This window comes from Micromonospora deserti (assembly GCF_003236335.1).
Taxonomy (GTDB): Bacteria; Actinomycetota; Actinomycetes; order Mycobacteriales; family Micromonosporaceae; genus Micromonospora; species Micromonospora deserti.
In genome coordinates this window covers 1-14,124 of sequence record NZ_POUB01000045.1, presented here as the reverse complement: position 1 = coordinate 14,124, position 14,124 = coordinate 1, and the positions used below count along the sequence as shown (strand labels likewise).

Annotated in this window: 13 protein-coding genes; 9 read left to right on the top strand and 4 right to left on the bottom strand. The window is 73.6% G+C overall.

Features of this window, described 5'->3' with window-relative positions; translation table 11 throughout:
• Positions 1–9: 9 nt before the first annotated feature.
• On the top strand, positions 10–1,473 hold the full coding sequence (argH, locus tag C1I99_RS09735) for an argininosuccinate lyase (protein ID WP_111133883.1): 1,464 nt from the start codon (positions 10–12) through the stop codon (positions 1,471–1,473).
• Between the two features lie 41 nt (positions 1,474–1,514).
• Here the strand turns inward: argH and C1I99_RS09730 are convergent, their stop codons facing one another.
• Together C1I99_RS09730 and C1I99_RS09725 are read right to left on the bottom strand one after the other, a co-directional pair.
• Positions 1,515–1,871: an MmcQ/YjbR family DNA-binding protein gene (locus C1I99_RS09730; RefSeq protein ID WP_111133882.1), complete on the bottom strand. Its 357-nt coding sequence runs from the start codon at positions 1,869–1,871 to the stop codon at positions 1,515–1,517.
• A gap of 172 nt (positions 1,872–2,043) precedes the next feature.
• On the bottom strand, positions 2,044–4,596 hold the full coding sequence (locus C1I99_RS09725) for an AMP-binding protein (RefSeq protein WP_111133881.1): 2,553 nt from the start codon (positions 4,594–4,596) through the stop codon (positions 2,044–2,046).
• A 77-nt stretch (positions 4,597–4,673) separates the two neighbouring features.
• On the opposite strand from C1I99_RS09725, the gene C1I99_RS09720 reads away from it, so the two are divergent.
• From C1I99_RS09720 to C1I99_RS09700, 5 genes are all read left to right on the top strand, one after another.
• Positions 4,674–5,303, top strand: a complete 630-nt coding sequence (locus C1I99_RS09720; RefSeq protein ID WP_111133900.1) for a DNA-3-methyladenine glycosylase — start codon at positions 4,674–4,676, stop codon at positions 5,301–5,303.
• Positions 5,304–5,387: 84 nt separating this feature from the next.
• Entirely contained in the window at positions 5,388–6,473 is a 1,086-nt protein-coding gene (locus C1I99_RS09715; RefSeq protein WP_111133880.1) for a WD40/YVTN/BNR-like repeat-containing protein, read from the top strand.
• A gap of 1 nt (position 6,474) precedes the next feature.
• Positions 6,475–6,750 carry a MoaD/ThiS family protein gene (locus C1I99_RS09710; protein ID WP_111133879.1) on the top strand — a complete coding sequence of 92 codons (276 nt, stop codon included), beginning with the start codon at positions 6,475–6,477 and terminating at the stop codon, positions 6,748–6,750.
• A gap of 103 nt (positions 6,751–6,853) precedes the next feature.
• The gene (locus C1I99_RS09705) at positions 6,854–7,957 is read left to right on the top strand and encodes an LLM class flavin-dependent oxidoreductase (protein WP_111133878.1); all 1,104 of its coding nucleotides are present in this window, start codon (positions 6,854–6,856) and stop codon (positions 7,955–7,957) included.
• Positions 7,954–8,577, top strand: coding sequence for an FMN reductase (locus C1I99_RS09700; protein ID WP_111133877.1), 624 nt, complete (start codon positions 7,954–7,956; stop codon positions 8,575–8,577). The genes C1I99_RS09705 and C1I99_RS09700 overlap by 4 nt, the downstream gene beginning before the upstream one ends.
• Before the next feature lie 149 nt (positions 8,578–8,726).
• Here the strand turns inward: C1I99_RS09700 and C1I99_RS09695 are convergent, their stop codons facing one another.
• Entirely contained in the window at positions 8,727–9,608 is an 882-nt protein-coding gene (locus C1I99_RS09695) for a universal stress protein (RefSeq protein ID WP_111133876.1), read from the bottom strand.
• Between the two features lie 627 nt (positions 9,609–10,235).
• Between C1I99_RS09695 and C1I99_RS09685 the strand changes: the two genes are divergently transcribed.
• Positions 10,236–10,715, top strand: a complete 480-nt coding sequence (locus C1I99_RS09685; protein WP_111133875.1) for a GNAT family N-acetyltransferase — start codon at positions 10,236–10,238, stop codon at positions 10,713–10,715.
• Between the two features lie 293 nt (positions 10,716–11,008).
• Positions 11,009–11,653 (top strand): hypothetical protein, encoded by a 645-nt coding sequence (locus C1I99_RS09675; RefSeq protein ID WP_111133874.1) that lies wholly within the window; start codon positions 11,009–11,011, stop codon positions 11,651–11,653.
• Positions 11,654–11,743: 90 nt separating this feature from the next.
• Here C1I99_RS09675 and C1I99_RS09670 read toward each other — a convergent pair whose 3' ends face one another.
• Entirely contained in the window at positions 11,744–12,136 is a 393-nt protein-coding gene (locus C1I99_RS09670) for a PaaI family thioesterase (RefSeq protein WP_111133899.1), read from the bottom strand.
• 93 nt (positions 12,137–12,229) lie between these two features.
• Between C1I99_RS09670 and tyrS the strand changes: the two genes are divergently transcribed.
• The gene (gene tyrS, locus C1I99_RS09665) at positions 12,230–13,522 is read left to right on the top strand and encodes a tyrosine--tRNA ligase (protein ID WP_438941399.1); all 1,293 of its coding nucleotides are present in this window, start codon (positions 12,230–12,232) and stop codon (positions 13,520–13,522) included.
• Positions 13,523–14,124: the final 602 nt, after the last annotated feature.

Sequence of the window (14,124 nt, the reverse complement as noted above, 5' to 3'; positions counted from 1 at the left end):
GGCACCACAATGGGCGGGGTGGATGACAAGAGCCTGACCGAGAACAGCGCCGGCACCAACCGGACGAGCCTGTGGGGCGGCCGGTTCGCCGGCGGCCCCGCCGAGGCGCTGGCCCGACTGTCGGTGAGCGTGCAGTTCGACTGGCGACTGGCCCCGTACGACATCGCGGCGTCCCGGGCGCACGCCCGGGTCCTCGCCCGCGCCGGCCTGCTCGACGCCGAGGAACTGGGTCGCATCCTCGCCGCCCTCGACGACCTGGAGGCGGCCTGCGCCTCCGGGCAGTTCCGGCCCACCATCGACGACGAGGATGTGCACACCGCCCTGGAGCGCGGGCTGCTGGAACGCCTCGGCAGCCTCGGCGGCAAGCTGCGCGCCGGCCGGTCCCGCAACGACCAGGTCGCCACCGACCTGCGGCTCTACCTGCGCGATCACGCCCGGGGCGTGGCCGGCCGGCTGGTCGAGCTGGCTGAGGCGCTGGTCGAACAGGCCGAGCGGCACGTGGCGACCCCCGCGCCGGGCATGACCCACCTGCAGCACGCCCAGCCGGTCACCTTCGGGCACTGGCTGCTCGCCCACGTCCAGCCGCTGCTGCGCGACCTGGACCGGCTGCGCGACTGGGACGCCCGGGCGGCGGTCAGCCCGCTCGGCGCGGGTGCCCTCGCGGGCTCGTCGCTGCCGCTGGACCCGGTGCGGGTGGCCCGCGAGCTCGGGTTCACCGCCCCCGCGTCGAACTCGATGGACGCCGTGGCCGACCGGGACTTCGTCGCCGAGTTCCTCTTCACCACCGCGCTGATCGGGGTGCACCTGTCCCGCCTCGGCGAGGAGGTGGTGCTCTGGACCTCGCAGGAGTTCGGCTGGGTGGAGCTGGACGACGCCTTCGCCACCGGCTCGTCGATCATGCCGCAGAAGAAGAACGCGGACATCGCGGAGCTGGCCCGGGGCAAGTCCGGCCGCCTGGTCGGCGGGCTGATGAGCGTGCTCACCATGCTCAAGGGCCTGCCGATGACGTACGACCGGGACATGCAGGAGGACAAGGAGCCGGCCTTCGACGCGGTCGACACCCTGGAACTGCTGCTGCCGGCCCTCGCCGGGATGATCTCCACGATGACGGTACGCGTCGACCGGCTGGTCGCCGCGGCGCCGGTGGGCTACTCGCTGGCCACCGAGGTGGCCGACTGGCTGGTCCGCAAGGGCGTGCCGTTCCGCGACGCGCACGAGATCACCGGCAAGCTGGTCGCACTCTGTGTGGCCCGGGACTGCGCCCTGGAGGACGTCTCCGACGACGACCTGGCCGCGGTCAGCCCGCACCTCGATCCGGGCGTGCGCGACGTGCTCTCGGTCCGCTCGGCGCTCGCCGCCCGGACCACGCCCGGCTCCACCGGGCCCGGCCCGGTCGCCGACCAGCTCGCCGCCGCCGCCGACAAGCTGGTCGGCTGGCGGGAGTGGGCCGCCGAGCGGGTCGTCCCCCGCTGACACCGGCGGGGCGCGGCGGCCTGCCGCGCCCCGCCGCCGCCTCAGCCCGCCGCCGGGCGCTCCCGCTTCGGCAGCTTCGCCACCACCGCGTCGTACGACTCGTCGACCGCCTCGATCAGCTCCTCGTCGTCGATGCCGCCGGCCAGGCGCAGCGTGTTCCAGCCGGACCGGCCGATGTACGCCATCACCGTGGCGTCACCGGGATGCCGGTGCAGCCACTCGTCGGCCGCCTCCCGGTTCGGCCCGCACTTCACCCCGACCGTGGGGTCCCCGCCGCCGGAGCCGAGGAACGCGAAGATGCGGCCGCCGACCTTGACCACCTCGTCGCCCTCCCACGGCCGGTCCAGCCACGCCCCCGGCTTCGCCAGGCAGTACGTCAGCATCTCCTCGCGCTTCATCTCGCCCTCCCGTCGTGGCCGTCCTGCGCCCAGTGTCACCCGAGACGGTCGTGCGATCACGTGATGCCGGCGAGCGTGCCGTTGTCAACAAGGGGTTGAAAGGTTCTCGCGGACGGGGACGCGCGCTGGGCGACGGTGCCCTCCGGGCCGTCGTCTCCCGGGCCCGGTTCCGTCAACCCGATGGCTGATCAGCCAGGGTGGGGCGGCCGGGGTGGCGGCTGGCGGTCCAGCGCCAGGCCCGATTGACCAGCGCCGCGTAGCCGATGCCCAGGGCGAGGCTGGCGGCCAGCGCGACCAGCGGCAGCTCCCGCAGGTGGGGGTAGACCTGCCAGTGAGTCACGTAGATGTAGAGCGAGCTGGCCGCCAGCACCCCGGCCACCCGGTTCACCGCTGACAGGCTGGGCACGGTGGGTAGCCAGGTCAGCAGCGCCAGCCCGGCCACGATCAACGCCTCGCGCTGCGGCTGGCCGAAGAAGCCCGGCACGGTGACCGCCGTGGCGGCGGTCACCAGCAGCCGCTGCCGCATCCCGTCGGCCCGGGCCGCGGCCCAGCCCAGGGTGAACAGCCAGCCCGCCACCAGCGCCGACGGCAGGTCGTACCGGGCGTCGAGGCCGAAGACGTCGTACCGGCCGAGCAGCGCCACGGCGGTCAGCGCGAGCGGGAAGGCGAACGGGTGGCGCCGCTCCAGCCGGTCCACCCGGCGCAGGGCGAGCAGGGCGGCGAGCGCCAGCACGAGGTAGACCACGGCCTCGATGAACCAGAAGTGCCACCCGGTCTCGCTGCCGGGCGGGCCGACGATGCTGTTGACCAGCAGCAAAGTACTCAGCCGGTAGTCGCCGCCGACCAGCATCACCGCCCCGATCCAGGCCGTCGTGGGCAGCACGATCCGGGCCAGGCCGGAGCGGATCTGCCGCAGCCGGTCCCGCCGGTCGGCATCGGTGAGCTGGAACCGGGCGAAGTTGAACCCGGCCACGGCGAGCAGCAGGTGCGCACCGCCGGTGATGGTGAACAGCGGGATGTGCGACCCGACGATCAGCACGATCGCGGCCGCGCGCAGCGCCACGCTCGTCTCCAGCGACCGCCGCCGGCCGGGCCGGCGCGCCGGGGCGCGCAGCTCGGCGATCGGCAAGATGTGCCAGTTGGCCGGCAGGTGCCCGAGTTCCTGCTCCAGCCGGACCGACATCTCCACGTACGACAGCGAGTCGCCGCCAAGGTCGACGAAGCTCCGATCCGGGGTGACGTCGGTGCGGTCCAGCACCTCCGCGTACAGCCGGCACAGGTCACCCGACGGCGCGGCGGCGGGCGGCGGGGCCGGCGCCCCGGCGGCGCCGGCCAGCGCCCGCAGCGCGGGCAGGTCCGGCTTGCCGGTGGCCAGCCGGGGCAGCTCGGCCAGGACCAGCACCCGCACCGCGCGCGGCGGCAGCCCCACCTCCTCGGCGACCAGCCGGCGGACCCGGCGCGGGTCGCCGTCGCCGACCGCCGCGACGAGCAGCTCGCTGTCCCCGCCGACGCAGGTCGTGCTCACCCCGTGCCGGGCCAGCATCGTCTCGACCTGCTGCGGGTCGATCCGCAGCCCGAGGATCTTGGCGAACCGGCTGCGCCGACCGACGATCTCGTACAGCCCGCCGGCGGTGCGCCGGGCCAGGTCACCGGTGTGCAGCTCGTCGACGGTCCGGCCGAGCGCCAGATCGGCGGGGGAGGTGGCGTAGCCCAGCATGACGTTCGGCCCCGCGTACACCAGCTCGCCGACCTCCGGGTCGGGGTGGTCGTCGACCGGGGCGAGCCGGAACGCGCCGCCGGGCACCGGCACGCCGATCGCCGCCGGGTGGTCGGCCGCGAGGTCCGGCGGGAGGTACGCCATCCGCGCCGTCGCCTCGGTCTGGCCGTACATGACGAACAGGTCCCAGCCGGCGCGGCGGCCCAGCTCGGCGTAGCGGACCACCTGCTCCGGCGCGAGCCGTCCGCCGGCCTGGCTGAGGTAGCGCAGGTGCGGCAGGTTCATCGCGGCGAAGCCAACCCGGTCCAGCAGCTCGAAGGTGTACGGGACGCCGGCGAAGGTAGTGGCGCGGGTGGCCCGGAACAGCTCCCAGAAGCAGGCGTCGGCCACCGAGAGGTCGGTCAGCACCAGCGCCGCGCCGCGGGCCAGGTGGCTGTTGACCACCGAGAGGCCGTAGCAGTAGTGCAGCGGGAGCGTGGTGGCCGCCCGATCGGTGGGCCGGATGGCCAGGTACTCGGCGATCGACTCGGCGTTGGCCTGCAGGTTGGTGTGCGAGAGCCGGACCAGCTTCGGCGAGCCCGTCGACCCGGACGTGCTCAACAGCAGCGCCAGCTCGGGGTGCAGGTCGTGCGCGGAGGCGGCCCGCCGGTCGGTGACGGCCCACCCGCCGTCGCCCGGGCCGACCACCACGTCCGGGTCGTACGCCGAGACCAGCGCCGTCACCGCCGTGTCGTTGCCGCCGGGCACCAGCAGCACCGGGTGGCCGGCGTAGAGCGCGGCCAGGTAGGCCACCAGCGCGTCGGTCGTGTTCGCCCCGACGACGAGCACCAGCCGGCGCGCCGCGCCGAGCCGGGCGGCGGTCGTCCGGACCCGCTCGGCGAGGTCGGCGTAGGAGATCTCCCCGTCGGGGGTGAGCACTGCGGGCCGGTCGCCGTGGGTGGCCAGATCGCGGACGAACGGTACCGCGCCGATGGCCGGGAGCAGGGAAGACGGGGGTGTCACGGGCACACTCTAAGGTAAGCCTGCCCTTATCGACAGGGCCGGGTGTGCCGGCGTTGCGGGCGGATAGGGTCGGTCGCGTGGTGATGCGTTCCGGGCGACGGCCGAGCGAGCTCGGGGACCTGGCCGACCTGCTCGCCGGCCCGGTGCTGCCGGCGGCGCGTGGGTTGCTCGGCTGCCGCCTCACCGCCGGTGGGGTCACCGTCCGCGTCACCGAGGTCGAGGCGTACGCCGGCACGGCCGGCGACCCCGCCTCGCACGCCCACCGGGGGCGCACCCCGCGCAACGCGGTGATGTTCGGCCCGTCCGGGCACGCCTACGTCTACTTCACCTACGGCATGCACTGGTGCATGAACGTGGTCACCGGGCCGGACGGCGAGGCATCCGCGGTGCTGCTGCGCGCCGGCGAGGTGGTCGACGGCCTCGCCGAGGCGCGCCTGCGACGCCCCGCCGTACGCCGGGACACTGATCTCGCGCGCGGGCCGGCCCGGCTCTGCGCGGCGCTCGGCATCGACCGCACCAGCTACGGGCGCTACCTGCTCGACGACGGCCCGGTCCGGCTGCGACCGGCCGGGGCGCCGGTGCCCGAGGACGCGGTCGCCGCCGGGCCGCGGGTCGGGGTGACCGGGGCGCACGACGTGCCGTGGCGGTTCTGGATCGCCGGCGACCCGACGGTGAGCGCGTACCGCCGGCACGTGCCGCGTGCCCGCCGCTGACCGCCGGTCGCGGGGTGTGGCGGTTCTGTCGGGGGCTGTGGCAATAATCACGGCACGTGCGCGTCGAGGGACGGAGGACGGTCCATGGCCACACTGCTCGCGATCGGCACGGCGAAGGGCCTCTTCCTCGCCACCAGCCGCGACGGCCGGCGTGGCTGGCAGGTCAGCGGCCCGCACTTCCCGATGACCGGGGTCTACGCGGTGGCGATCGACACCCGACGGGCGATCCCCCGGCTGCTGGCCGCGTTGAGCAGCTCCCACTTCGGGCCCAGCGTCGCCACCAGCGACGACCTGGGGGCCTCCTGGCACGAGCCCGGCCAGGCGCCGGTCGCCTTCCCGGCCGACACCGGCGTCGCGCTGGGCCGGGTCTGGCAGCTCACCCCGGCCGGCCCGGGCCAGCCCGACGTCGTCTGGGCTGGCACCGAGCCCTCGGCCCTGTTCCGGTCCGACGACGGCGGCGTCACCTACCACCTGGTCCGCCCGCTCTGGGACCACCCGCACCGGGAGCGGTGGGGCGCCGGCTTCGGCGGGCAGGCCGTGCACACGGTGCTGCCGCACCCCGCCGACGCCGATCGGATCACCGTTGCCATGTCCACCGGCGGGGTCTACCGCTCCACCGACGGGGGCGCGAGCTGGTCACCGGGCAACACCGGAATCCAGGCCTACTTCCTGCCCGACGAGTGGCCCGAGTTTGGTCAGTGCGTCCACAAGGTGGCCCGCGACGCCGGCGACCCCGAACGGCTCTACGCGCAGAACCACCACGGCGTCTATCGCTCCGACGACGACGGGCGCACCTGGTCCTCGATCGCCGGGGGCCTGCCCAGTGACTTCGGCTTTCCGATCGTCACGCTGCCCCGGCGGCCCGGCTCGGTCTTCACCTTCCCGCTCACGGCCGACAGCCAGCGGTTCCCGGTCGGCCACCGGTGCCGGGTCTGGCGCTCGGTGGACGCGGGCGGCAGCTGGCAGCCGCTGAGCGCCGGCCTGCCGGAGGGGCCGTTCTACCCCGCGGTGCTACGCGACGCGATGTGCGCCGACGACGCCGAGCCCGGCGGGGTCTACGTCGGCACCCGCTCCGGCGAGGTCTACGCCAGCCGCGACGAGGGCGACTCGTGGTCCTGCGTGGCCGCGCACCTGCCCGACGTGCTCTGCCTGCGCGCCGCGGGGGTGTGAGGTGGTCACACTGCTGCTGCCGGGCCCGCTGCGCGGGGAGGCCGGGGGCGCGAGCCGGCTGAGCGTCGACGCCGGCGGCACCCTGCGTGCTGTCCTCGACGAGCTGGCCGGCTCCTGGCCGCTGCTGGCCCGCCGGATCCGCGACGAGCGGGGCGAGCTGCGCCGCTACGTCAACGTCTACGTCGACGGGGAGGACTGCCGGCACCTGGGCGGTCTCGACGCGCCGGTGGGCGACGCCGCGGAGGTGCAGGTCCTGCCGTCGGTGGCCGGCGGCTGATCCAGCCGGTACCCGCCGTACGGAATAGTTGACTCGTCAAATATGTTGTCCGGGGCGTGCCGGAGCCGCCAGGTTCCGGGCCGGACAACGCGAGGAGTCGGTCATGCAGTTCGGAGTCTTCACCGTCGGCGACGTCACGGTCGACCCGACCACCGGTCGGGAGCCGACCGAGCATGAGCGGATCAAGGCGATGGCGACGATCGCGCTCAAGGCCGAGGAGGTCGGCCTGGACGTCTTCGCCACCGGCGAGCACCACAACCCGCCGTTCGTACCCTCGTCGCCCACCACCATGCTGGGCTGGATCGCGGCCCGGACCGAGCGGCTGCTGCTCTCCACCTCCACCACGCTGATCACCACCAACGACCCGGTGAAGATCGCCGAGGACTACGCGATGCTCCAGCACCTGGCCGACGGCCGGGTCGACCTCATGATGGGCCGCGGCAACACCGGGCCGGTCTACCCCTGGTTCGGCCAGGACATCCGCAACGGTATCCCGCTGGCCATCGAGAACTACGACCTGCTGCGCCGGCTCTGGCGGGAGGAGGTGGTGAACTGGCAGGGCCGCTTCCGCACCCCGTTGCAGTCGTTCACGTCGACGCCGCGCCCGCTCGACGGGGTGCCGCCGTTCGTCTGGCACGGCTCGATCCGCAGCCCGGAGATCGCCGAGCAGGCCGCCTACTACGGCGACGGCTTCTTCGCCAACCACATCTTCTGGCTAAAGGAGCACACCCAGCGGATGGTTGGCCTGTACCGGCAGCGGTTCGAGCACTACGGCCACGGCTCCGCGGACCAGGCCGTCGTCGGGCTCGGCGGGCAGGTGTTCATGCGGAAGAACTCGCAGGACGCCGTACGGGAGTTCCGGCCCTACTTCGACAACGCCCCGGTCTACGGGCACGGCCCGTCGCTGGAGGAGTTCACCGCGCAGACCCCGCTGACCGTGGGCAGCCCGCAACAGGTCATCGACCGGACGCTGGGCTTCCGCGACTACGTCGGCGACTACCAGCGGCAGCTGTTCCTCGTCGACCATGCCGGCCTGCCGTTGAAGACCGTGCTGGAGCAGCTCGACATCCTCGGCGAGGAGGTGGTCCCGGTGCTGCGCAAGGAGTTCGACTCGCTGCGCCCGGCGCACGTGCCGGAGGCGCCGACGCACGCCTCGCTGCGGGCCGCCGCCTCCGGTGACCTGGTCGACGCGGAGGCGGGCCGATGAGCCGCCGCACGCTCGCCGTGGTGTCGGCCGGGCTCAGCCAGCCCTCGTCGACCCGGCTGCTGGCCGACCAGCTCGCCGCGGCCACCCGCGACGAGCTGGTCCGGCGGGGCGAGAGCGTCAAGCTGCGCCCGGTGGAGCTGCGCGAGCACGCCCACGACGTGGTCAACCACCTGCTCACCGGCTTCCCGTCGGCCGCGCTGCGGGAGGTGCTCGACACGGTCACCGGCGCCGATGGGCTGATCGCCGTGACCCCGATCTTCAACGCGTCGTACAACGGGCTGTTCAAGTCCTTCTTCGACCTGGTCGACTCCGCCGCGCTGGTCGACCGGCCGGTGCTCATCGGCGCCACCGGGGGCACCGCCCGGCACTCGCTCGCCCTGGAGCACGCGCTGCGCCCGATGTTCGCCTACCTGCACGCGGTGGTGACGCCCACCGCGGTCTTCGCCGCGCCCGAGGACTGGTCCGGCGGGGTGGCCGACGGCGCGCTGCGGGCGCGGATCACCCGGGCCGGGGCCGAGTTGGCCGATCAGGTTCACCGCCGGTCGCCGTCCACCGGACCGGCCGACCCGTTCGCCCTCACCACCACCTTCGAGGAGATGCTCGGCCGGCAGGACAGCTGACCCGCCTCGCCGCCCGCCCGGCGTGACCCGCGGGCCACCACACGGTGCAGCGGCCCGCGGGTCTGGGGGTGTGGGGCGCCGTCGGGCCGGGAAGCAGCGAACGTCGTCCGTCCGGGGGCCGGCACTCGCGGCGGGCGGCCGCGGCCGGCTCAGCGGGCGTGACCGTACGGGTGGGCGACCAGCACCGGGCAGTGGGCGTGCTGCACCAGGGCCTGGCTGACCGAGCCGAGCAACATGCCGGTGAAACCGCCCCGCCCGCGCGTGCCGACCACCACCAGCGACGCGTCCCCGCTCGCCTCGATCAACGCCTGCTCGGGCTTGGCCGCCCGCAGCACCCGCTCCTCGACGGCCAGGCCCGGGTGGCTGCCCCGCACCGCCGCCCCGGCGGTGGCCAGCAGCTCGACGGACTCGGCCTGGTCGGCGGCCCGCGTCTCCGCGACCTCGTCGGGCACCCGACGTTCCTCGTCCGACGGCCGGACGTGCACCAGCACCACGGGGGTCCCGCGGCGGGTCGCCTCGTCGGCGGCGTACCCGACGGCCAGCTCGGCGGACTCCGACCCGTCCACCCCGACCAGCACCGGCCCCTCGACCGGGAGCGGCTGCTCGGCGGGGCGGACCACCAGCACCGGGCAGTGCGCGTGCGCCGCGACCTGCGCGCCCACCGACCCGAGCAACAGGCCGGCGAAGCCACCGAGACCCCGGCTGCCCACCACCACCAGCTCCGCCCGCCGCGACTCCTCGACCAGCGCGGCACCCGGCCCGCCGGCCACCTGGCGCGCCTCGACGGTCAGGCCCGGCCAGCGGTCGGCGAGCTCCGCCGCCGCCTGCGCCACCATCTTCTGTGCCTGCTCGGTCGGCGCCGGGACGCCCACGTCGTACGGGTTCAGCGGCACGCCGTAGCCGAGCGGGTGCAGGTAACCGTGCACCAGGTGCAGCGGACGCGAGCGCAGCGTGGCGGCCTGCGCCGCGTGCTCCGCCGCCACCAGGCTCGGCGGGGATCCGTCCACGCCCACCACGACGGGTCGGTTCATCGCGCCTCCCAACGGTCGATCAGGCCATTGTCGACCCGGACGCGCCGCCCCGCCGGGTTTCCCCGGGCGCCGTCCGTCCCGGGTGTGCTGCGCATGCGTGGCATGCGCCACTGGTAGCGGCTGGAGACATGCCGTGGGACACGGCGGGCACCGTCCGCTAGCCGGCGCCCGGCGGCCGGTTCCGCACGGTCAGCTCGTCCACCTTCAGCCGGCCGATGCGCAGCTCGCGGACGACCGCCCGGCGGATCGCCAGCCGGCCGACCGCGAGCGCCCCACCGCGACGGCCCCAGTGGCGAGCGCGGACACGGCCAGCGACCCGAGGGCCGAGGCGCCCAGCGCCCGGGCCCCGACGGCCAGCGCGCCGACTGCTGTGCCGCCCGCCGTCCGGGTCCCCGCCCGCCGCCGCGGTGCCCTCACCACTCGTCTCATCCGGTCATTGTCGAACGCCGGCTGCGCGGTCGGTGACCAGTTCGCTGGTCAGCTCCACCGGTCAGCCTTGTCCGCCGCGGCCGACGGCGGCAGCGGCGCAGGACGGTGTGCCCAGGGCGCGGCCGGGTCGACAGTGCCGGGCGGGAGTGCCGCCGGTCGGAGGTCCCGGACGTCGTACCCCCGCCGTATCCTCGGGCCGTGACCGCCGACCTGCAACTGCGTCCCATCCACGACGACGACCTGGAGGAGTTCTACCGCCACCAGCAGGATCCGGAGGCGGTGCGGATGGCGGCCTTCACCGCTCAGGACCCAACCGACCGGGCCGAGTTCGCGGCCCACTGGCGCCGGGTGCGCACCGACCGGGCGATCGTCTCCCGCACGGTCACTGTCGACGGCGCGGTGGTCGGCCACGTGATCGCCTTCCCGGTGGGCGACCGCACCGAGGTCAGCTACTGGATCGACCGGGCCCGCTGGGGCCGGGGATACGCCACTCGCGCGCTCGGGGCACTGCTGCGGGAGTTGCCGCAGCGGCCGGTGCACGCCAGGGCGGCCAAGGACAACCACGGCTCCCTCGCCGTGTTGCGCAAGTGCGGCTTCGTCATCCGGGGTGAGGACCACGGCTATGCGGCCGGCCGCGGCCACGACGTCGAGGAGTACGTCCTGGAGCTGACCGTCTGACCGTCTGATCGCGCCTGACCGCCGGCCCGGTCCCGATCCCGGCCGGACCGAACCCGACTGGCCCGCCCGGGCGGGCCAGTCGCGTCCCGTCTCGTTTGCGCCTGGCCCAACGGGCCGGGCCCCGCCGGAGACCTCGGCCCCGCCGGAGCCCACCGGGCCGGGCCCTGCCGGGCCCCACCGCCGGGCCCAACGGAGCCCACCGGGCCGGGCCCCGCCGGGCCCACCGGCCCCGCCCCGGCGTCAAGTGCCGTCCCGCCGACCGGCCTGAGCAGGGCGGGCACTACCCTCGCGGGGTGAACTGGCTGGAATTCGTGGGCTGGAGCGGCTCGGCGCTGCTGGTCTGGTCGCTGCTGCAGACGCGCATCCTCCGGCTACGGGGGCTGAATCTGCTCGGCTGTCTGATCCTGATCGGCTACAACGCTGCCATCCAGGTCTGGCCCATGGTCGGGTTGAACGTCGTGCTGGCCGTGATCAACGTCTGGTACCTGCGCACCATGCTCGCCACCCGCCACGACGAGGCGACCTACCAGGTCGTCGAGGTGGGGGTCGACGACCAGTTCCTGGCCCACATGCTGCGGGTGCACGCCGCCGACATCGCCCGGTTCAACCCCAACTTCCGGTGGGACCCCGACCCGTCGGTGCGGCGCTCCGCCTTCCTGGTGCTGCGGGCCGACGAGGTGGTGGGGGTCGTGCTGTCGCACGCCGAGCCCGGTGGTGTGGCCCAGATCGACCTGGACTACGTGAGCCGGCGGTTCCGCGACTTCACCCCCGGGGAGTTCGTCTACCGACGCAGCAGTCTCTTCACCGACCGGGGCTTCCGCCGGGTGGTGAGCCCGCCCGGCATGGTCGCCCCCTACTACCACCGGCTCGGCTTCCGGCCCGAGGGCGACGCGTACGTGCTGGATCTGCCCACCCCGCCCACGGAGGCCCGCGGGTAACCCAGTGGCCCCGGACGGAGCGGAGGACTTCACCTCCCTGCCGGCTGGGCACAGATGCGCGTACGCCGGCGGGGCCGCCGACCCGGTGGATCAGGCGGCGGGGTAGAGGTTCTGCAGCCGGACCTGGCCGCGGGCCACCAGCCGGGCGTCCGCGTCGGTGATCTCCACCTGCCAGAGCTGCTGGCTGCGGCCGCGGTGCACCGGGGTACCCACCGCGGTCAGCTCACCGTCCCGGACGGCCCGGAGGAAGTCGGTCTGGTTGGACACGCCGACCACCTGACCCCGGTCACCGAGCCAGAGGGCGCCGCCGACGCTGGCCGCCGTCTCCACCACCGCGCAGTACACCCCGCCGTGCTGGATGCCGTACGGCTGGTGCAGTTCCGGTCGCACCCGCCAGCGGATGACCACCCGGTCGTCACCGACCTCGTCGAACTCCAGGCCGAGCAGGGCGACGAAGCCCCCCGTCATCTCCGGCGTGTCCATCGCGGCCCCTTCCTCGATCATGAAGCCGCCAGCCTAGCCGGCGGCCCGTGGGCAAACCCGGTACGGACGGCGGCCCGTCATGGGGGAGAATGGATGATCGTGACCGACAGCAACCTCCCGCCGCCCGGGCGGGACTCCCTGACCGATGACCTGCGGTGGCGCGGCCTGATCCAGGACTCCACCGGCCTCGACGAGCTGCGTGCCCTGCTCGACGGCCGGTCGGCTGCCTTCTACGTGGGGTTCGACCCGACCGCGCCGAGCCTGCACGTCGGCCACCTCATGCAGGTCGTCACCGCCCGCCGCCTCCAGCTCGCCGGACATCGGCCGCTGCTGCTGGTGGGCGGCGCCACCGGGCAGATCGGCGACCCGAAGGAGAGCGCGGAGCGGACGCTCAACCCGCCCGAGGTGGTCGCCGGCTGGGTGAGCCGGATCCGGGACCAGCTCGCCCCCTTCGTGTCGTACACCGGGGCCAACGGGGCCCAGCTGGTCAACAACCTGGACTGGACCGGCGAGATGTCGGTGGTCGAGTTCCTCCGGGACGTCGGCAAGCACTTCCCGGTCAACCGGATGCTCGCCCGGGAGGTGGTCAAGGCCCGGCTGGAGAGCGGGATCAGCTTCACCGAGTTCAGCTACCAGCTGCTGCAGGCCAACGACTTCTTCGAGCTGCACCGCCGGTACGGCTGCCAGCTCCAGTTCGGCGGCTCCGACCAGTGGGGAAACATCACCGCCGGCGTCGACTACGTGCGCCGCCGGGGCGCCGGACCGGTGCAGGCTTTCACCACGCCGCTGGTGACGAAGTCCGACGGCACGAAGTTCGGCAAGACCGAGGGCGGCGCGATCTGGCTCGACCCCGAGCTGACCAGCCCGTACGCCTTCTACCAGTTCTGGGTCAATGTCGACGACCGGGACGTGAACGGCTACCTGCGGTACTTCAGCTTCCGCCCCCGCGAGGAGTTGGAGGCGCTGGAGAAGGAGACCGCGGAGCGGCCAGCGGCCCGGATGGGGCAGCGCGCGCTCGCCGAGGAGTTGACCACCCTGGTGCACGGCGAACGGGAGATGGCCCAGGTGGTCGCCGCCAGCCAGGCGCTCTTCGGCCGGGGGTCGCTGGCGGAGCTCACGCCGACCACGCTGCGCGCCGCGCTGACCGAGGCGGGGCTCGTCCACCTCACCCAGCTGCCCGACGTGGCCGGACTGCTGCGCGAGGCCGGGCTGGTGCCGAGCCTGAAGGAAGCCCGGCGGGTCATCGCCGAGGGCGGCGCCTACGTCAACAACAACCGGGTGACAGAGGTGGACGCAGTGGTCTCCCCGGCGGACCTGCTGCACGGCCGGTACCTGGTGCTGCGCCGCGGCAAGCGCTCCTTCGCGGGCGTTGAGCTGGAGAAATAGTCGTACGTCGACAGTGTGACGCGGGACGCGCCCGGCGGATTTGACGATCACTCCGGCGGGCGCGTAACTTTCTCTCTGCCAGCGCGGAACGGACGAATCGGGGCGAAAGTCCTGGAGGCCGGGCGCGGGAATGATGTCAGGGTCGGGCGGGTTGTATCCGTTGGATCCTGGTCCGGGTGGGGCCCCGGATCTGCCGCGAGGCGGATTTGGTGAGGCGGAACCGACCGGGTATGGTTGACGACCGGCAGGGCACCGGGCGAGTTCGTGGGAAACCGCGACGGCCGGCCTGTCGGAACCCGCGACAAGAACGGCGAACGCCGTTTGCGCCGTGGTGCCCGAAAAAGGGTGAAAGCGTGACAGACCGCGAAATACAGGTTTGACACGACGAAAACCACCGGGTAGCGTAGTAAAAGTGCCCAGCGCGAGAGCGGTTGGGTGTGGTGCCCCGTTCGGGGGTCATCCTGGTGGGGATGTCCGGGTGGTGTGTGGTTGTTCTTTGAGAACTCAACAGGGTGCTTGATAAGCCAGTGCCAATTTGTTTGATATCCCTGGCTGGTTGATTCTTCGGGGTCTTCTGGTTTGGGGTTCCTTTGGCAACACTT